The organism is Caballeronia sp. HLA56 (assembly GCF_054655155.1).
In genome coordinates this window covers 792,371-809,863 of record NZ_BAAHOB010000003.1, presented here as the reverse complement: position 1 = coordinate 809,863, position 17,493 = coordinate 792,371, and the positions used below count along the sequence as shown (strand labels likewise).

Here is a 17,493-nt window from a genome sequence, read left to right as displayed (position 1 = left end):
GAAGACGGCTTACTTGAAATTCGTCGACCCGCCGAAGCGACGCTGACACTGGCGTGACTTACTGTGCCCGATCGTGTGACCATCGGGCCAATGCCGAGAGCGTGTCACTCGCACCGCAGTGGGCTTCTTCACAGCACGCTCCCATAGCGTTGATCAACCGTTCAATCAGTCGAATTCAACGCTTCTGCGGAACCGGAAATTTCCACGTTCCATCAAAGACCGACGGGTCTGGTCCGTAGATTCGCGCGATGACATCATAGGGGCCGTTTGGGGCTGGCAGCCAGTTCGATTCCTTGTCTGCTCCGGGCGAAGCGTGCTGTAGATAGATATCGAGCGAGCCATCGGCACCGTATTTGATGCCTTTGGTGCGGTCGCCGATCGAGTATCGCTTGATGGGATTCGCGACGAGGTGCCGGCCTGGCAAGTCGTACATTGTCATTGACCAGAAGAAGCGTGCAGGCGGCAGATCTTTCTTGTCGAAATGAACGACGTAAGGTTGCGAGCCCATCAATTGTTGGTGATCGGCACCCAGTCGAGTGCCGACATACACCGCCTCTTCCTTGGTGTTGCCGTAAATTCCCATCGCGGCAGCCACGGCGCGCGTCAGATAGTTTCCCTTAAGGTCGTCCCGCGTGCCAAAGAGATCATAAGAACTGGTCGTGTGCTTCATGGCATCGTCGAGCGCGGCTTTTCCATCCGCGACGCCCGCCGCGATGCTCTGCTTCATGTCCGGCGACAAGGCAGATGCGTCGAAACGCCGGCCCGGCGCAATGCCAATCTTGGCGAAGCGCCGCATGAGTTCCGCTTCGGACGGTGCGGGCGGTTGCGTGAACTGCAGCAAGAAATTCAGATAGGCGATGAAGTCGATAGACGTTGCCTTCGCCTCGTTCCATACCGGAAAGTTGAGCTTAGGCGCTGCAGCGGGAGCATGATCGTGTTCAAAGGCAGAGAGCGGCGTGACCCGGTATCCTTTCTGCACGGCCTGCATGCTCTTAACGTCCTCAGGACCGTTCAGGGCGGTACGGCCGAGCGTTAAGATAAAGTCCGTCTCCGAACGAAACACCTTGTCAACACCCTTTGGCGTTTCGCCATGCCAGTTCGGCCCTGCAAAAAGATAATGACCCGCGCCATTGCCCGTGGTTCGCGAGCCGACATATGCAAAGTTGTACGTGAAAAGGTCGATCCACTGGAACACGTAGTAGCGCTCGTCAGGGACACGCGGCACGGTCAGCACCCAAGGTTCCCGTCGCAAATCGAGCCACGCCCAGGAATAAGGCGTGTCGTTGTTGGGCGTGACAATGTCCTTGTTCTCGGGACTATAGGGCTGCGAGTAATTGCGAAATTTGCCGAAGCCGCCTACATAGCTCTTCGACTTGGGGTCGACCGCTTGCTCATACATTGTTTTGTAGTTGAACAGCATTGGGTAGGCGTAGATGAACGCATCCTTGGCGATGCCGCGCGCCTCCTCCGGACTGACCGTATCTTGCGAGTAAGCGCCGGGCGCGAGAAACCACAGGCTCAGCGCAATCGTCCCGAAACGAGTGATGACTCGATGCATGGCGTCTCGTCCTTTGACGTTGCCGTCTATCTTCCGAAGGTCATATTGAGTCCCGCGAAAATTTGCCAGCGCGGAACACCTGCGCCCGAGTGAGCAACGGAATATTGAGGTTCGACGAACGCGTTGTAGATAGTCGATCCGCCTTTCCACGCCTTTCCGGCACCCAGGCCAACTGGGATGTAGTAGCTGCCGTGCTGAAGATCGAAGGTCCAGATTCCCGTCGACCGGATATACCAACCATCGGGGAGATTGAAAATGCCGAACGGCTCCGCCGTCAATGACTGAACCGTCGGCCGGCTGCTCTGTCCGGCGAATGAATGCTGCCACTGAACCAACGCACCGATGAGCCGGGCTTTATTCGCGTTCACCACGACCGCCGCTAGCCCGGCCTGCCACTTGCCGCTTCCGAGGCTCGGGTCGGTCGCGGTCGGCATAGTGATGAGCGGGCCAATGCCGATCTGCGTCTGTCCCTGACTGAGCAGAAAAATGTCGAAGAGATTGATGTCGCCCAGTCCGGTGTTGTAGCCGCCGGTTGGATTTGGCCTCGTGCTGAGCGGTGCCGTCAATCGGAAAATTTCAGGCACCGGCACGATGCTGTTGGGACCGACGGGAACGGTTGGTCTCAGCAGGAAGTCGTTGGTATGTGCGTGCGCGCCATGTACGCTCGGCACGTAATAGTCTTGAATGTTGAACGACGCCGCGAGATTGAGCGGGTTGTTACTCTTGTTTGCGTCATCCGCGGAACTTTGGGCGCGCGACGCGTTACCGAAAAGCAGAAGCGAGGCCGCGACAATCGTGCTGATTGTGGATCGACATCCGGCCAGCAACGATCTCGTATATCGCTCACACATCAGCCGTCCTCACAAACAGCAGACACGTATCAGGGTCGCGCACACGCTGGAAGCGTTCCCCGGCACTGGGAAACGACCAGCGCCGCGACCGGTTTTGGTGGCCCTACAAATGATAGATAACATTGTTGGAAGGGCAACGTCAAGATGATTGCCACCCTACGACAAACGTCGTGCAAGCGATATTCCGGACACGCGGCTTTTAAGCCGAAGCATTCGATCCTGCGCGTCCGCTCGCGACGCCTGCTGGCCTCAGAACGGATAACCCGGCGATCGCGCAGGCGCTCGCGGCGGCCGCGGTGGCGCTGAGGACGAAAGATTTCGCGTTCGATTCGACGCGCGGCGAAATGCTTCATGCGCTCGATGGCAACACGAGAATTCCGCCCTACGGCGGTTGCGATCCCGAAGGTTATTTCACGGTGGCGTGTCCGTCGCACGACCTCGATAAGCACGGCCTGCTGCTCGATCGCGATGCACATGGCAATAGCTATGTGCAGGTGGTCGGCTTCGGCGCAAATGGACCGCAGGCTGACACCTTGCTCGCGCATTCCGAATCGGACAATCCGGCATCTCCGCGTTATCGCGATGGCACGAAGCGTTACGCGCGCAAGGAGTGGACGCGTTTTGCATTCACGGAACAGGATATCGATAAGTCGCCCGGGGTGGTCGAGACGGTTTTGGAAGGGCGTCGAAACGGGCGCTGGTTGAGGTTGTGCTATGACACGATCGATGCTGAAGACCACGCGACGGCGGCGACGTAGCCTGCCGGCGCTTCGAGCGCCGCGGCGCGAATGTCGCCCGCCGCGCTCGATACGGCGAAGCGGCCCTCCAGACAAGGCAGCACCGAAAAGCTGGTGAGACCGAACTGTGCGCTAACCAGGCCTTCGCCGCGTGCCTTCAACACCGCTTCCTTGCCGCTCCAGCAAGCGAAAAAGCTTGCGCTGCGAGCAAGTTCGGGCAGTGCATCGAGAGCGCGCCGGTCGGCATCGGCAAAAACGGCGGACTGCAGTTCGAGCCAGTCGAGCGACGACCGCGTCTCTTCGATATCCACGCCCACACGCCGCAATGCCGATAAGGCGATCAGCCCATAAGCACCTGAATGCGAGACATTGAAATCCGGCGCGTGAGGCATTGCGAGAAAGGGCCGGCCATTCGCGTCGGTTTCGAGGATTAGGCCTGCGGGATCGGCATCCAGCGTGAGGGACAACACGTGTCGCAAGGCGGCGCGTACGGTAGCGAAGCGCGCGGCATCGGCCTGATGCCGATAGCGACTCGCGCGTGCGAGTTCTTCGGCGTTCAAGACGCCGGCCGCCGCTTCCGTCAGCGACGCGGTTACGTCGATTTCAACTAGCCAAATGTAGACGTCGTCAGGGACATCGCGATGAAGCGGAGGCTTCGATAAGCATGGTTTCGGCATGGACGATAGTTCGATGCGTGTTGCGATTCTGATGTTGACGATCCACAAAAGGTCGCTCTTTCTGCGTCACGTCGCTTCCAACAAACGGTATTGCGCAACGCTTCAAAGAGTCGACGACCGAAGCAGACGCGGCAGATCCGCAGCATCGGGGATGTGCCGTCGCATTTTGCTTGAATGTTTGCAGCTGCGCATGGGAGGGCGCGTTGACTATCGCCAGCTTTCATAGCTGGCGACAGAAAGAAGCAATGCTCCTAATGACGGTTGCCCCCACCCTAAGCGACATTATAAAAATAATGTCCAATCGACTAGACTTAGAAGACAAGTTTCTCGTGAATTACGTCGTATTTCGTGAGCCAGTGAGCCTGGCATTGTCCGCCTACATCTTCTCCGGCACAAATTGGATCGAGGCGCCCAAGTTCAAATGGATCATGAAGAACAACGAGCCCTCAGCATTGCCCTAAAGCATTCGACAGATCGGCGATCAAATCGTCAGGATGCTCCAGCCCCACCGACACACGAATGAGTCCTTCTGACACGCCCGCGGCGGCGCGTACTTCAACGGGAACACCAGAGTGTGTCGTCGATGCCGGGTGACAAATAAGCGACTCCGTGCCACCGAGACTCACGGCCGATTTAAACAAGCCGAGTCCGTTGATGAGCTTGAATGCTTGTTCGCGCCCGCCGTCGAGAACGAATGCGAATGTCGATCCCGGCCCGCTGCATTGACGTCGATACACCGTCTGATAAACCGGGTCGTCGATGAGTTCGGAATGCAGCACCTCGATCGGTGTGAAAGGGTTGTTTGCGAGCCATCGCGCGACGGCCGTGCCGCTCTGCGCTGCGCGCTCCATCCGCAAAACGAGGGTCTCCATCGAACGCGTGATCATCCAGCAGGAGTGCGGGTCGAGTTGTGATCCTAGCGTGCCGCGAATCGCGCGAACTCGCGTGATCAGAGGTTTGCTGCCGGTGACGCCTCCCGCAACGAGATCGCTATGCCCCCCGATGTACTTGGTCAGCGAATACACGCTCAGGTCGATGCCTCGATTTACCGGTTGCTGAAACAACGGCCCGAGCAAAGTGTTGTCGCATACGGAAAGAGGGCGATAGCCATGCCGCGATTCAAACGCATCGATTTCCTGACTCAGACCGTCGAGATCGAACAACGCGTTGGTCGGATTGGCCGGCGTTTCGACGTAACACATGCCGACACGGCCTTTCTTCGCTGCCGCTTCCAGTGCGGTGGAAATCGCTTCACGGGAAAGGCCATCGGCAATCACGTGCGAACGAATGCCCCAGTCAGGAAAGAATTTGGAGATCAAAGTTTCGGTGCCGCCATAGAGCGGCGCGGACTGCACGACGCAATCGCCGGGTCGGAGGAACGCGAACAGGATCGCGGCAATCGCCGCCATGCCGCTAGACGTGACGGCGGCGGCTTCTGAGCCGTCCAGCAGCGCGAGACGATCCTCGACAATTTCGAGATTGGGGTGATTGAAACGACTGTAGACGAGACCGGCGCTCTCTCCATCGGGCGAAGGCTTGCGCCCGGCGACCATATCGAAAAACGCCGCACCGTCTTCGGCCGTGCGGAACGCGAATGTCGATGTGAGAAACACGGGTGGCTTGACTGAACCTTCCGAAAGAAACGGGTCGTAGCCATACGACATCATTTGCGTTTCGGGATGCAGATCCTGATTGGCGATCTTGCGCTTGTGATAGTTGTGATAGGCCATTCGTCACTCCATGCGGGTCAGGAAGAATCGGTTCCGGCTCACATCGATCGCGTAAGGTCGCATGCACAGTGCTCCGCTCTCGGCGCGTCGATGCTCGGCCATGCTACTCCCGTCTGGATCGTGTTTAAGCTCGCAGCTCTCCATTGCCATTCGAATGCGCCGGGTTTCGCGCGCAGTGAATCCGAGTCACGCAGCAACGTTCGAGCACTCCCATCATCAAGGCGTCTTCACGGTCATCAGAAACCGTCATCAACCTTATCAATAACTTTTGTTGGCGCTATGACAGGTTGGCGGTGGAAACTGCGCGTGTGGTCTAAGTCATTGAAAGTAAACGAATTTATTTGATTTAAAAGGAAACTGAGATGCTTGATCGCACGAGCGTTCGGGACGGGTCGGCACGTCTGTCGACAAAGAACTTCTCCGACGAACTAGAAGCATTAGCCCGATCCGCCATGTCGAGTGGAGCGCTCGATAACGACTTCTACTCTCTATGGACCCGTGAGCGCTTGAACGCACGGCAGATCGCAATCTTTGCGAGAAACTACGGCGAATTCAATCGCGCGTTCCCAGAAGTCTTGGCGGTGATGATAAGCAGCACGCGCAACGTGGTCGCGCAAGCGGAATACGCGAAGACGTTGTATTCGGAAATGGGATACGGCAATCCGGAGAAGGTCCACTCGATTCTCTTCGACGCTTGGTTGAGCGATCTCGGTCGCAAGATTGGAGAAGGTTCTCGTCTTGACTGGGCTTCGGTTCAACATGACTTGAAGGTTCTGCCGGAAACGCAGGCGCTCATCGAAGGAGAAAAGCGTCTTTATGGCGATGACAATGCAACTGCCGCTGGAGCACAACTGGCGCTCGAATGGCAGGCGTACACGATGCTTCGAAAACTCTATGACGGAGCTTTGGTCTACAAGGACCTATGGGAAGAAGAGGACGAGTTTCACGAGTCCTGCGAGTACTTTTACGCACACATCGGCGCTACAGAGAAGGAACACAAAGTCGAGTCCCTCAGCGCGGCGAAGCAATTCGTATCGGACACAGACGCGCTCACGAGATTAACCGCAGGCTTCAACACGCACCTGCAACTTTTCGAGCGCTTTTGGAATGCGGTCGCCCGCGAAATGATGTCCGTTAAAAGCCACTGACCCGGCAGTTCTTCAAAAAGTCCCGCCCACGCCCGCGCGCTTATCGCAGCAAAGATTCTTGCGACAAGGGCGCTCGCGCAGCTCCATTCAAACGCTCGTTGCGGTCGAGTTTTCATGCTCGACTGCTGGCTCAACTCGGCCTAAAAAATCGATGAATTCGCGAATAATTGGTAAGTCGCACTTTATTATGGCTCCGTGCGAACTCAACGCAGCTCTTGCCTTTACCGATGACAACAAGCACTACAGCGAGTTTCACTTCGGAGACTGGAAGAGCTTCGTCATTTGGAATCAAACAGGAAGCGACGACGATGGCGTCGTGCTAGAACGCGGGTCATCGGTCAGGCCGACATCACGCGGGAATCTTCTCCCTGCGCTCAACGATTGGATAAGCGCGACGTTCGACACGTCGTTGCTTCGACTTGCTCGAATTCATTCGCTTGGCGACGGCGTGTTGGTTCCCCACAGAGATTTTGTGGAATTCGCGGCTGCGCCATGGACTCGTGTGCATGTACCGTTACTGACGAATCGTATCTGTCTGCATTCCGATGGCGACACGGTCTTTCGCATGCGTCCAGACGAGATTTGGTTTCTCGATGCATCGAATCTGCATTCGGCCATCAATTACTCGGCTGGGCGCCGCTTGAATCTTTGTCTCGACTTTGATTTGGACAAGCTGCCCATCGAGAGCGTATTCAATGCCGGTGCGGGCTCAACCGGGCACGTCGTGAATAGACCCGAAGTCGTGCAGCGAATGCCTTTGGGTGATTCATTCCAGGAAGAGCTTCGTTCACTCGCCGCCACGCTCACTCTTGCAAACTTTCATCAGGCGGTTGGCCTTTTATCGAAAGTCCATTTCTTTCGGCAAGCGCATATCGCCGAGTTCTTCGAGTGGCTGCCTTACGTAGCGGAACATTCGCGCGACGCCTCGTTGCGATCGAAGGCAGATCGCTATGTTCGTTTCCTCCGCGACAAACGCAGCGTTGGCGAGCGCTTCACGCTGCAAGATGAGGTGCAAAATGGCCTCGACGCGTGAAAGTTATCAGGTATTTCCGTGGTGGACAGCCAGGTTCTGGACCTGGTTGACAGGAAAGCCGGCGCCCGGACAAACACCTCTTTTCGAACCGACGCCGACGCTTTACGCCTTGAGTGCGGTGGCGACTTATGTGACGGGTCTCTCGCTTGCCGTCATTGCCTTCAGGACCGAAGGTCCGTGCTTCATTCTCGCGCTATCGTGCGGCTGGATTATGGCGGTGAATGGAGCGCGTCGCATGATCAGCACGGTCGCGCACCAGTGCATTCACGGTCGCTTTACAGGGATAGCTTCTCGTGATCTTTTCATCGCCGATCTTCTCGCAGTAATGACGCTGACGCAGACCGCGGGTGACTATCGCGAAGAGCATTTCAACCAGCATCATCGGCCTGCCGTATTCACGACGATCAGTGATCCGGCTGGCGCCTTTCTATGGCGCGCAGGCTTTAAGTCTGGAATGTCGGTCAGGTCACTCTGGCTTAAGCTCTTCGTCACCCTGCTGTCGCCGCGATTCCACGTCTCGTTCTTCGTGCATAGGCTCATGAGCCTGGTTCGAAATCTGCCACCGAAATTCAAGCCAGTCGCTGCGGCTGGCGGTGCACTAGCGTGTTGGGGCGCAATTGAACTTTGCCCCGTAACAACGCTGGTTTTCGGCCTGCTGTTTCCAATCGTTGTTCTATACCAAATAAGCGTGCTGCTTGAGTTTATCAGCGAGCACGCGTGGTTTGTGCCGGCGCAAAGGTGGGATCAGCCTAAGTACATTCATGCGACGCATTCGTGGGGGCGTTTTTGCGGACGAAGAACTCCTGAGCGGGACGAAAGGCATGTCGCGCTTTACGTTTTGTCCTGGATTGCATGGACCGTCGAACACGCAATTTACCATTTGCCAGTCCGTTTGTTTGTCATTCCCGGCGATCTATCGCAACACGATTTTCATCATCGAATGCCATCTACCTTGCGCTGGACTACCGCAACGTACGCACGAGAAGAAGACCTGAGATCGGGTGACTCACGTTGGCCTCCTTACCAGGAGTTCTGGGGTCTTCACAATGCGATCGCGCATGTCTTCAATGGAATGGCTAAGACAGCTTCGCATGTCGATGCCGGTACTTCAGACGCGGCGAGCGAAGCGGAAATCTGAAGCCGTATCAAGACGAGACCGCCGAAAAGCGTGTCGCGCCTAAAGGCTCACCGTACTGCGTCAGGACAAAGACGCATTTTCGTCACCGCGCGTAGGGCGAGTGAAGCGCGATGAAGCCATCAGCCCGGACATCCGCAGATGGCTTATCTCTGCTCGTCAGTCGATAATCGCCGGCGCAGTTAAAGACTGTATGGTGCTGACTTTGCGCTCGCACAGACGTGCCGCAAAATGCTTGCGGATGATTTCGGAGACGTTGCGAACGACCGGTGATACATCGGATCGGCGTGAATACAATTCAATCGCGGTCGGCTCCAACGTTGGAAAACCGTCCGACGGTTCCAAAACCCGGTGATGCTCGGTCACGGCGCTCTCGATCATGATCGACACAGCACTGCCGGCTTCCACGGCAGCGAGAAGTCCCTCGTGATTCAAACTCGTGTAGGCAATGCGCCAATCTTTCTTTTTCGCGTCGAGCGCTGCGATTCCCGCGCGCCGATAAAGGCATCCGTCTGGAAACACCGCCAGCGGCACAGGCTTTTGCTGATAGACGTCGCTACCCTGTTTGCAGACCCACATCAAACGCTCATGTCCCAAGGGCACGCCGTCGGGGCGGGAGGGATATTTCGTCGCGATAACCAGGTCGATGTTTTCAGTCTCCATGGACTCAAGCATCTTCCAGCTATGGCCGCAGCGGATCTCCATTTCGATGTTGGGAAACGTCGTCCCAATCGCGCCGAGAATGGGTGGCAACAAGCACGACGCGAATGTTTCTGAAGTCGCGAGCGTGAGTTTGCCGGCCGCAAGGCTATGCTTGAGCGAGAGAAACGCGTCTTCATGCGCTTCGATCAGCCGTTGGGCGATTCCGACGAACCGCTCGCCGATCGAAGTTAGCGTTACGGCGACGGTGTCTCTTTCGAACAGGCGCTCGCCTATCGATTCTTCGAGACGCTTGATCTTCATACTCACAGCCGACTGAGTACGGTGAAGACGCGCGGCCGCCTGCGTGAAGTTGCGCGTGTCCGCGACCGCAACGAACGCTCGGACAAGATCTAAATCAAAGTCTTGTGGCCTCACCTGGCCTTCTCCCTAAACAACGCGTGCGCCAAGTCGGCTACGGCGATTTCTCTCATGTCGATCAAACATCCAGTGCGCCTTACGTGCTTAACCAAGTTCGAATCTGCACGGCCGCAGTAGTTGAGTCTGCTCCGTTCGACCTTGTAATCGCAAGATAACGAAAGTTATACTCAGTGGATTCAGGTATTTTACCTCGTAAAACCGCCCAGTCAGTTATAAAATTCACCGCCGCCTAGTTTTAGTATGATTAATAATTTAGTTCTTACCTGCTTGATACGGACCTTCACCTGATGCAACCCGTCAGGCGCTTCTATCGCCGTAGATCGCACGGTGGCGCCTAAACGAAAACCGCGAAAATCGAGGCATCCTCAAAGCTTAGCTCCATCATATTATCAACGCCAAAAATGGTGGGGCGTCGTCAAGGTTATATTCGGCAATTTTGGCCTTTGAATAAGGGAAAGCTTCTTGATGAGCGGTTGCTCAGTGTTGATGAACGGGAGCGATCCAAAGATGGCCATTTGTGAAGGGCGTCGTATGGCAGCATCGATCTTTGTGAAGTAAAGGCTCGAAGCTTATTTAAGAGCTGCTATTGATCCTTGCATCGACTTAAAAAGAAGGAAGATTCGCCAATAGCTTTATTTGAGGGCGCCGCAGATCCAAATCGGTAACAAGTCGAGCGTCAATCTATAGCTCAAATGCGTATGAGCCGTCCAATCGCGGTTAAAAGCGACGAGTTCATATGAATAATCGAAGCGGGCAAATCGACGAATTTAGCAGCATCGAGAAAACACACTAGCACCGCGCGCCGACGAAGCCTGCAAGTGCGGAAAAGAGAGGAACAGAAGGTTGTTCACGGACGCCAAAATGCGCGAGTCACGATAACGAAGAAGGGAAGCTAAGATTGATTCCTGCGCCCCGGCTGGCTTGGCGACCGACCGGGGCGCAGGGCAGACAAGGCTCTGCTTGCTTATCGACTGCTCTCTCAGGTCCCTCACGCGCAAACGAGATAAGCGATACGCTCGCTCCAGTCGCTCCCTCCGACTTCAACGAATCTGGGAACGCTCACGCAAGGCGAACGCTACGCGTCACAACATACGCCCGCGCAAAAGGCGAAACGTCTTGTGACAAATTTTCGTATGCGTGCTTTCTAACGGCCAATTCATAAACTTCATTAGGCATATCAGCGACGCGAATGAGTCAGCGGAGAGCGTTCACGTAGGCCGTCCGAGGTGCCTTTACTTCCGGCCGAACTCATCTCTATGGTGAATGGCCGCCATCAGGATAATTCGTTGGGCGGTATTAAAAGGAGTCTGTAGATTTCAGGTAATTTAGCAGGGAAGGGCAATGAAAGAGCGTCGTGGAATTTTGGAACTTGTCTTTGCCATGCTTCTTTCGGGAAGCATCGGCATTTTCGTCGTTTCCTCGAATCAGCCACCCGCGAACGTCGTTTTCTTCAGATGTATTATCGCGTTCATTTGTCTGGTTCCGTATTGCGCTGCCCGTGGTCATATCCGCCGAGAGTATTTTCAAGTCCGGCTGCTTTTGCCCATCATCGTCTCGGGGATCTTTCTCGTTCTAAATTGGTTGCTGCTGTTCAAAGCGTATCCGCTTATCGACATCGGGCTGGCTACGGTCATTTACCACGTCAACCCGTTCCTGGTGATTTTGGGCGGCGCCGTGGTCCTCCGGCAAGCGGTAAGCCGGAACGACATCTTATGGTCGGCCGTGGCGTTCGCCGGTTTGGTCTGCCTGGTCGGGACCGCCAATGGCGCTCTAATGCTGGGCTCGAACGTGTTTGCCGGCGTCGTTCTGACGCTCTCAGCCTCCGCGCTGTACGCCGGCACAGTGTTGTTGTCTAAGGCTTCCGCGGGCGTTCCTCCCGCTGTCGTCGTCCTGGTGCAGACAGCGGTGGGTTCGCTGTTACTCGCTCCGCTCGCCGATTTCTCGGCTTTGCCGACGAGCACCAGCGAATGGGCGTGCCTTGCGACACTCGGCGTCGTTCACACGTTTTTTCTTTACTGCCTGGTGTTCTCCGCGTATCAGAAACTCAGCGTCAAGGCGATCGCGATACTTTCGTTCATCTATCCGCTGTCCGCCGCTGCCTTCGACTACATCGTCTACGGCCATAAATTCAGCATGGGTCAATGGCTCGGCGCGGGACTGGTGCTGCTGGGTATTCTCGGCGTCAAAACGGGATGGGCGCCGATCAAACTGCGGCGCGCGATAGCCCAGTGAGTTGGTTTGCTCATCGCGTTTTCCAATGCCGCGCACTCCTTCCCGCGACGATAGAACGATGAAACGCATCCGCGCGGAATAACGTCGACGCGAGATTCATCGACCCATCTGCTTCAAATCCCACATCGATGTTCACGTACATCAACCCGCAGCGACGGCGTTGATCATCGAAATCCGCTTCGCCAGCGATGAAGCCGTCGACTGAGCAATCAGCGTAAGGCTCGCCGGCCACTCTTAGACGCAAGCGACCGAAGTCCCTTCCCAAACTTACAGTTCTCTGGGTTTGCCCCAATGTTCAATCAGCTAAGATTGAACGACATTCAATCTAAGAACGGCTCTGAATCTTCATGCGGTTGCCGTTTATCAAGGCATCGAAAAGTTCTGCTTCGGGAGCGTTCTCCATGAATCAAGCATCGGCGCGAGCACCTGCGACCCATCCACCTTCGGCGGCGCTAAGGCGCGCGAAGCGGATCGGCTGGCTATGCCTGCCACCGTCGACGTTCATTGCGCTCATCGTGCTGTGGGCGGTTGCCATACCTGTGTTCAAGATCCCGCCTTATCTGGTGCCTAGCCCGGCGGGGGTGTTCGCGCGCATCGTCACCGACTGGCGGGATATCTGGTCGAACTCGCTCATCACCATCGCGGAGATTTTGCTGGGCTTCGGCGTAACGGTGGTGACCGCCATCCCGCTTGGTCTTGCAATCGCGCTTTCGCGGGTTGCGCGGCAGATCGTGTATCCGCCGCTCATGTTCATGCAGCTGGTGCCGAAGATCGCGGTCGCGCCGCTCTTTCTCGTGTGGCTTGGATTCGGCATGGAGTCCAAGGTGCTCTTGACCGTGTTGATGACCTTCTTCCCGCTCTTGCTCGCGAGCATCAGCGGATTCCAGATTCTCGACACTCGCTTGCTGTATCTGACGAAGTCGATGGGCGCATCGTCCTGGCAGACCTTCCGCTTCCTTCGCCTTCCCGCGGCGCTGCCCGTGATTTTCTCGGGTATCAAGACTTCCGCCACGATCGCGTCCACCGCGGCAATCGTCGCCGAGTTCGTCGGCTCGAACAAAGGTCTGGGCTACGTGCTCCTGCGCGGGACCAGCACGATGGATGTCGAACTGACCTTCGCCGTCCTTGCCGTCCTCACGCTGATCGGCATTGCGATCAACTATGTCGTCGAATTCGCCGAATGGGCCATGACGCCGTGGCAACGTGCGAAGTTCAACTGAGGTCAACGCTCGCGCATTGGCCTAAGGCCAGTCGCCTACAACAAACGGACCGAGCGGGTCCAACTACAGAGGGAGCGCGACTATGCGCAGCACCATCGGCAAACTGTCTTCGGCAATCTTGACTTGCGCGCTCGCGACGGGTCTATGCGGGACGGCCGTCGCCGACACCGAGGTTCCTTTCCAGCTGAACTGGACCGCAGGCGGCGCGAACGCCGGTTTTGCGGCAGCGGTGGCGGAAGGGTTCTATAAGCAGGTCGGGCTCGACGTGAAAGTGACCGAAGGCAACGGCTCCGGCAATACGGCGCAACTCGTCGCAAACGGGCGCGCTCAACTTGCCTATGCCGACGCTGTTGCCGTGAGCCAGCTGATTGCCAAGGGCGCGCCAATGCGAGTCATCGCCACGATCTATCAATCGAACCCGAACGAAGTGTCGGCATTGAAGAAGTCGGGCATCAAATCGATCAAGGATCTCGCCGGGCACAAAGTGGGCGTTCCTTCCGGCTCCTCGCAAACGACCATGCTTCCGCTTTTCCTGCAGGCAAATGGCCTCAAGGAGTCGGACGTGACGCTCATCAGCATGCCCGTGGCAAGCATGGTGCCCGCGCTGCTGCAAGGCCAGGTCGATGCGATCCTAGGTTCCATGGATTCCTACCAGTTGCAACTCGAAGCCCAGGGCGCCGAACTCGTGAATTTCCGGTTTGCGGATTATGGCGTTCCGACGGTGAGCACGTCGATTTTCGCATCCAACGAATATCTAAAGGCCAATCCGGATCTCGTGAAGAAGTTCGTTGCCGCGAGCCTGAAAGGATGGAGCTTCGCCATGGATAACCCGGCGAAGGCGGTAAAGGATCTCAAGACGGTGTTCCCCAACGTCAACGAGAAGCTCGCTACCGCCGAGTTGGCCGCCATCACTCCGTTGTTCTGCAGCGGCGGCGCCAAAAGCGTAGGCAAGGCCGAGGATGCGTCATGGACCAGGACGCAAGATCTGCTCGCACAGGTCAAATTGCTTCCCGCCGGACAGAATCCGAAAACGTACTACACGGACGACTTCTTGCCGCCGGCGAACCAGTTGCGCGCGTGCAAATGAGCCGTCCGTTCGGACAGACTTTTTCGCACGACGGATATCGAATCACGACTAACGAGAAACACATGGGATACCGCTACTCGGATCTTCACGTAGGCATGCAATTTCGCAGTCCCGGACGAACGATCACGGACGCGGACCTCGTCGGGTTCGCGGGACTGACGGGCGACTTTTCGGAGTTGCATACGAGTGATGTGTACGCCAGAGCCAGCCAGTTCGGGCGGCGCGTCGCGCACGGCATGCTTGGACTCGCGTACGCGCACGGCTTGATGTGGGCGCGCACCGGCGAGTTGCGCGAGACCGCGATTGCCTTTCTCGGCATCAATGACTGGAAGTTCCTCGCGCCGCTGTTCATTGGCGACACGATGTTCGTCGACTACGCGATCAAAGAGCTGCGCGACAGCAAGTCGAAGCCCACGCAGGCCATCGCGCTCTTCGACGTGAAGATCGTGAATCAGGACGGCGAAGTCGTGCAGCACGGCACCAAGGCGCTTTTGTGCTCCAAGGTGCCGCTGGCCGCGGTCGAGAAGTCCGCCTGAATCAATGACATCGAGCCGATCATGCCTACTTCCGTACACGACGATATAACGCCGGCCGGTGTGCCGATCCGCATCGAGAGCGTTTCGAAGACTTTCGGCGAGGACACGGAGAAGCCGTTTCGCGCGCTGAAGCCAATCAACATGAACATCGAGGCGGGCGAGTTCGTGTCCGTCGTGGGACCGTCGGGCTGCGGCAAGAGCACACTCATGCTCATGGTCGCGGGTCTGCTTGCGCGCTCCGACGGGACGATCGTGGTGGGCGACCGGACTGTGGACCGGCCCGTGACGGATGTCGGCATCGCGTTTCAGGATCACCTGCTGCTCGACTTTCGCACGGCGATGGAAAACGTGCTCCTGCAGGCCGACATTCGCGGATTGCCCCGTGACAGGATCGAAGCGCGGGCGCGTGAGCTCTTCAACCAGTTGCGTTTGCAGCCTGCGGTCGACAAGTATCCCCGGCAGCTTTCCGGCGGCATGCGCCAGCGCGTGTCGCTAATTCGAACGCTGGTCCACGACCCTTCGCTCATTCTCATGGACGAGCCTTTCGGCGCGCTCGATGCGCTCACGCGTTTGCAAGTTCGCATGGATCTCGAAGCACTGTGGATGCGGCGCCGTCCCACTGTGCTGTTCATCACGCATAGCGTCGAAGAAGCCGTGGGACTGTCCGATCGCATCTTCGTCATGAGTCCGACACCGGGAGAAGTGGTGGACGAGATCGTCGTCGAGCTGCCGCGCCCTCGGCCGATCGTGCTCGGCGACGCTCCGGAGTTTGCGCGCTATGTCGACAGCATCTATGGCCACTTCGCACGCATGGGCGTGTTGCGCGGTATCGACGTTCCGCGTTCCCGCAGCGAGCAGACGTGAAGAACGGAGACCTTTTCATGGACAAATCCGGTTCGCCTCCCATCTCACACGCTGATGCCGCGAGCGAAGTCACCTTGTGGATAGACGGCCATGTCGCGGAGATCGGGCTCTCGAACGGTCCGCTCAATCTCGTCACGCGCGCTCTGCTGCGTTCGCTCAACAAGGCGATCGACGCACTGGAGGCGCAAGCCGATCTGCGGTGCGTCATCGTGCACGGCGGCTCGGCGCGGGCCTTTTGCGCCGGCAGCGATATCAAGGAGTTCTCGGAAATCTTCGCCGACGCGAGCGAGAAAAAGATTCTTTTCGAGGACATGGTGCTGCGGCGCCTCGCCCGATTGCCCGCGCCGACGATTGCCGCAATGGACGGCCCCGCGCTCGGCGGTGGCCTCGAACTCGCGCTCGCGTGCGACCTTCGCGTTTGTCGTGCTGAGGTGGTGCTTGGACTGACCGAGTCGCGTCTCGGCGGTTTGGCAGGTAATGGTTCGCTGCGGCTGACGCGGCTCATCGGCCCGGCTCGCGCGAAGGAGATGCTCTTCACCGGAAACACGATCAGCGCGCAACAGGCGCTGGCCTGGGGACTCGTCAACCGTATCGCGGAGACGGGCGCCGCACTCGAAACAGCACGCGCGCTGGCGCTCGAGATCTGCGCGCGCGGCCCGCTGTCGAACCGCCTGGCCAAGCAACTCGTCGATGCCGCGCAGGATCAGCCGCTCGATGCCGCGTTGTCGCTTTCAACCGTCGTTCAGCAAAGGATCTTCGACAGCCACGACCTTCACGAAGGCGTCGCCGCGTTCTTTGCCAAACGAGAACCCGAGTTCCTCGCACGATGAAACCCGACAGCCAAACCACGCCGGATAGCCTTGCTGCCAGCGCGCCCACGCACGACATGCCCGGTGCGACCAGCGCCGCGCTGCTAGGCCATGGCATCGTTCTCGTGTGGAACGACATCGAATTCGAAGGGCGCGAGCAGTTCTACGCGTGGCACGACAAGGAGCACATTCCCGAGCGGCTCGCCATTCCTGGCTTCAGGCGCGGCAGGCGTTTTCGCCGGGCAGGCCATTCGCCCGAGTGGTTGACCATGTACGAGGCGGCCGATCTCGACGTCATGGTTTCGCCCGCATACATGGCGCGCCTCAATGCGCCGACGCCCGCGACCACGAAGACGCTCACGTACTTTCGCAATACCTCGCGAGCAGTTTGTCAGCCCGTTTGCAGTATCGGCGAGAGCAGCGGCGGCTATTTGTTTGCCGTTCGTATCGACCGGACGGGCGCAGCGAACAACACGCCGGAAGCTTACCTGCGCGACGTGGCTTTTCCACAGGCGATGCGCACGACCGGCGTGCTCGCGTGTCATCTCTTCGCGTCGGATCAGGCGAGCTTCTTCGACACCGAAGAGGCGCGCACGCGCGAGTTCGATGTTCCGGCGTGGATCGTTCTCGTCGAGGCATCGACGGAAGAGGCCGCAAGCGAGGTGCATGCCCTGATCGACGTTCCGCATTTGCGCGATGCAGGCTTGCACATCAGGCCCGACGCCGCCGTCTATGCACTTGAAATCTGCCGCCTTGGCGCTTCCTCGCACCAATCCTGAACTCAACCCGCTCAACC

15 protein-coding genes and 1 pseudogene are annotated in these 17,493 nt (G+C 57.6%); 11 read left to right on the top strand and 5 right to left on the bottom strand.

Annotated features, from left to right (window positions below):
* Window positions 1-175 precede the first annotated feature (175 nt).
* Both ACYQ47_RS15600 and ACYQ47_RS15595 read right to left on the bottom strand, forming a co-directional pair.
* Window positions 176-1,558 carry a DUF1254 domain-containing protein gene (locus tag ACYQ47_RS15600; protein WP_459905887.1) on the bottom strand — a complete coding sequence of 461 codons (1,383 nt, stop codon included), beginning with the start codon at window positions 1,556-1,558 and terminating at the stop codon, window positions 176-178.
* Window positions 1,559-1,584: 26 nt separating this feature from the next.
* Window positions 1,585-2,142: a hypothetical protein gene (locus ACYQ47_RS15595; RefSeq protein WP_459905886.1), complete on the bottom strand. Its 558-nt coding sequence runs from the start codon at window positions 2,140-2,142 to the stop codon at window positions 1,585-1,587.
* 488 nt (window positions 2,143-2,630) lie between these two features.
* Here ACYQ47_RS15595 and ACYQ47_RS15590 point away from each other — a divergent pair.
* Window positions 2,631-3,167, top strand: a pseudogene (locus ACYQ47_RS15590) (penicillin acylase family protein); the annotation flags it as partial.
* Here the strand turns inward: ACYQ47_RS15590 and ACYQ47_RS15585 are convergent.
* Both ACYQ47_RS15585 and ACYQ47_RS15580 read right to left on the bottom strand, forming a co-directional pair.
* Window positions 3,122-3,823: a 4'-phosphopantetheinyl transferase family protein gene (locus ACYQ47_RS15585; RefSeq protein WP_459905885.1), complete on the bottom strand. Its 702-nt coding sequence runs from the start codon at window positions 3,821-3,823 to the stop codon at window positions 3,122-3,124. The pseudogene ACYQ47_RS15590 and the gene ACYQ47_RS15585 sit on opposite strands and share 46 nt — an antisense overlap.
* Before the next feature lie 446 nt (window positions 3,824-4,269).
* Entirely contained in the window at window positions 4,270-5,553 is a 1,284-nt protein-coding gene (locus tag ACYQ47_RS15580; RefSeq protein WP_459905884.1) for a cystathionine gamma-synthase family protein, read from the bottom strand.
* Between the two features lie 362 nt (window positions 5,554-5,915).
* Between ACYQ47_RS15580 and ACYQ47_RS15575 the strand changes: the two genes are divergently transcribed.
* The 3 genes from ACYQ47_RS15575 (at window position 5,916) to ACYQ47_RS15565 (ending at window position 8,872) form a co-directional block, all read left to right on the top strand.
* On the top strand, window positions 5,916-6,701 hold the full coding sequence (locus ACYQ47_RS15575; RefSeq protein WP_244831408.1) for an iron-containing redox enzyme family protein: 786 nt from the start codon (window positions 5,916-5,918) through the stop codon (window positions 6,699-6,701).
* Between the two features lie 151 nt (window positions 6,702-6,852).
* A complete protein-coding gene (locus tag ACYQ47_RS15570; protein ID WP_459905883.1) occupies window positions 6,853-7,734 on the top strand; it encodes an aspartyl/asparaginyl beta-hydroxylase domain-containing protein in 882 nt (293 codons plus the stop codon).
* Entirely contained in the window at window positions 7,718-8,872 is a 1,155-nt protein-coding gene (locus tag ACYQ47_RS15565; RefSeq protein ID WP_459905882.1) for a hypothetical protein, read from the top strand. Before ACYQ47_RS15570 ends, ACYQ47_RS15565 begins: the two co-directional genes overlap by 17 nt.
* 156 nt (window positions 8,873-9,028) lie before the next feature.
* Here the strand turns inward: ACYQ47_RS15565 and ACYQ47_RS15560 are convergent, their stop codons facing one another.
* Window positions 9,029-9,946 (bottom strand): LysR family transcriptional regulator, encoded by a 918-nt coding sequence (locus tag ACYQ47_RS15560; protein ID WP_250469903.1) that lies wholly within the window; start codon window positions 9,944-9,946, stop codon window positions 9,029-9,031.
* Between the two features lie 1,344 nt (window positions 9,947-11,290).
* Here ACYQ47_RS15560 and ACYQ47_RS15555 point away from each other — a divergent pair.
* The 7 genes from ACYQ47_RS15555 to ACYQ47_RS15525 all read left to right on the top strand — a co-directional run bounded on the left by ACYQ47_RS15555 (window position 11,291) and on the right by ACYQ47_RS15525 (window position 17,476).
* Window positions 11,291-12,181 carry a DMT family transporter gene (locus ACYQ47_RS15555; protein ID WP_459905881.1) on the top strand — a complete coding sequence of 297 codons (891 nt, stop codon included), beginning with the start codon at window positions 11,291-11,293 and terminating at the stop codon, window positions 12,179-12,181.
* Window positions 12,182-12,582: 401 nt separating this feature from the next.
* On the top strand, window positions 12,583-13,401 hold the full coding sequence (locus ACYQ47_RS15550) for an ABC transporter permease (RefSeq protein WP_244831403.1): 819 nt from the start codon (window positions 12,583-12,585) through the stop codon (window positions 13,399-13,401).
* Window positions 13,402-13,483: 82 nt separating this feature from the next.
* Complete coding sequence (locus tag ACYQ47_RS15545) at window positions 13,484-14,488, top strand: ABC transporter substrate-binding protein (protein WP_244831402.1); 1,005 nt, start codon at window positions 13,484-13,486, stop codon at window positions 14,486-14,488.
* A gap of 62 nt (window positions 14,489-14,550) precedes the next feature.
* The gene (locus ACYQ47_RS15540) at window positions 14,551-15,024 is read left to right on the top strand and encodes a MaoC/PaaZ C-terminal domain-containing protein (protein WP_459905880.1); all 474 of its coding nucleotides are present in this window, start codon (window positions 14,551-14,553) and stop codon (window positions 15,022-15,024) included.
* 21 nt (window positions 15,025-15,045) lie between these two features.
* Window positions 15,046-15,888, top strand: a complete 843-nt coding sequence (locus ACYQ47_RS15535; RefSeq protein WP_250469898.1) for an ABC transporter ATP-binding protein — start codon at window positions 15,046-15,048, stop codon at window positions 15,886-15,888.
* 17 nt (window positions 15,889-15,905) lie between these two features.
* Window positions 15,906-16,718 carry an enoyl-CoA hydratase/isomerase family protein gene (locus ACYQ47_RS15530; protein ID WP_459905879.1) on the top strand — a complete coding sequence of 271 codons (813 nt, stop codon included), beginning with the start codon at window positions 15,906-15,908 and terminating at the stop codon, window positions 16,716-16,718.
* Window positions 16,715-17,476, top strand: coding sequence for a hypothetical protein (locus ACYQ47_RS15525; RefSeq protein ID WP_459905878.1), 762 nt, complete (start codon window positions 16,715-16,717; stop codon window positions 17,474-17,476). The genes ACYQ47_RS15530 and ACYQ47_RS15525 overlap by 4 nt, the downstream gene beginning before the upstream one ends.
* The last annotated feature ends 17 nt before the right edge of the window (window positions 17,477-17,493 follow it).

What these genes read in the sequence shown, in the direction of transcription:
- ACYQ47_RS15580 (WP_459905884.1), bottom strand. Translation starts at nt 5,553, where the DNA reads ATGGCCTATCACAACTATCACAAGCGCAAGATCGCCAATCAGGATCTG.
- ACYQ47_RS15570 (WP_459905883.1), top strand. Translation starts at nt 6,853, where the DNA reads ATGAATTCGCGAATAATTGGTAAGTCGCACTTTATTATGGCTCCGTGC.
- ACYQ47_RS15550 (WP_244831403.1), top strand. Translation starts at nt 12,583, where the DNA reads ATGAATCAAGCATCGGCGCGAGCACCTGCGACCCATCCACCTTCGGCG.
- ACYQ47_RS15530 (WP_459905879.1), top strand. Translation starts at nt 15,906, where the DNA reads ATGGACAAATCCGGTTCGCCTCCCATCTCACACGCTGATGCCGCGAGC.
- ACYQ47_RS15600 (WP_459905887.1), bottom strand. Translation starts at nt 1,558, where the DNA reads ATGCATCGAGTCATCACTCGTTTCGGGACGATTGCGCTGAGCCTGTGG.
- ACYQ47_RS15585 (WP_459905885.1), bottom strand. Translation starts at nt 3,823, where the DNA reads ATGCCGAAACCATGCTTATCGAAGCCTCCGCTTCATCGCGATGTCCCT.
- ACYQ47_RS15525 (WP_459905878.1), top strand. Translation starts at nt 16,715, where the DNA reads ATGAAACCCGACAGCCAAACCACGCCGGATAGCCTTGCTGCCAGCGCG.
- ACYQ47_RS15575 (WP_244831408.1), top strand. Translation starts at nt 5,916, where the DNA reads ATGCTTGATCGCACGAGCGTTCGGGACGGGTCGGCACGTCTGTCGACA.
- ACYQ47_RS15565 (WP_459905882.1), top strand. Translation starts at nt 7,718, where the DNA reads ATGGCCTCGACGCGTGAAAGTTATCAGGTATTTCCGTGGTGGACAGCC.
- ACYQ47_RS15535 (WP_250469898.1), top strand. Translation starts at nt 15,046, where the DNA reads ATGCCTACTTCCGTACACGACGATATAACGCCGGCCGGTGTGCCGATC.
- ACYQ47_RS15540 (WP_459905880.1), top strand. Translation starts at nt 14,551, where the DNA reads ATGGGATACCGCTACTCGGATCTTCACGTAGGCATGCAATTTCGCAGT.
- ACYQ47_RS15555 (WP_459905881.1), top strand. Translation starts at nt 11,291, where the DNA reads ATGAAAGAGCGTCGTGGAATTTTGGAACTTGTCTTTGCCATGCTTCTT.
- ACYQ47_RS15545 (WP_244831402.1), top strand. Translation starts at nt 13,484, where the DNA reads ATGCGCAGCACCATCGGCAAACTGTCTTCGGCAATCTTGACTTGCGCG.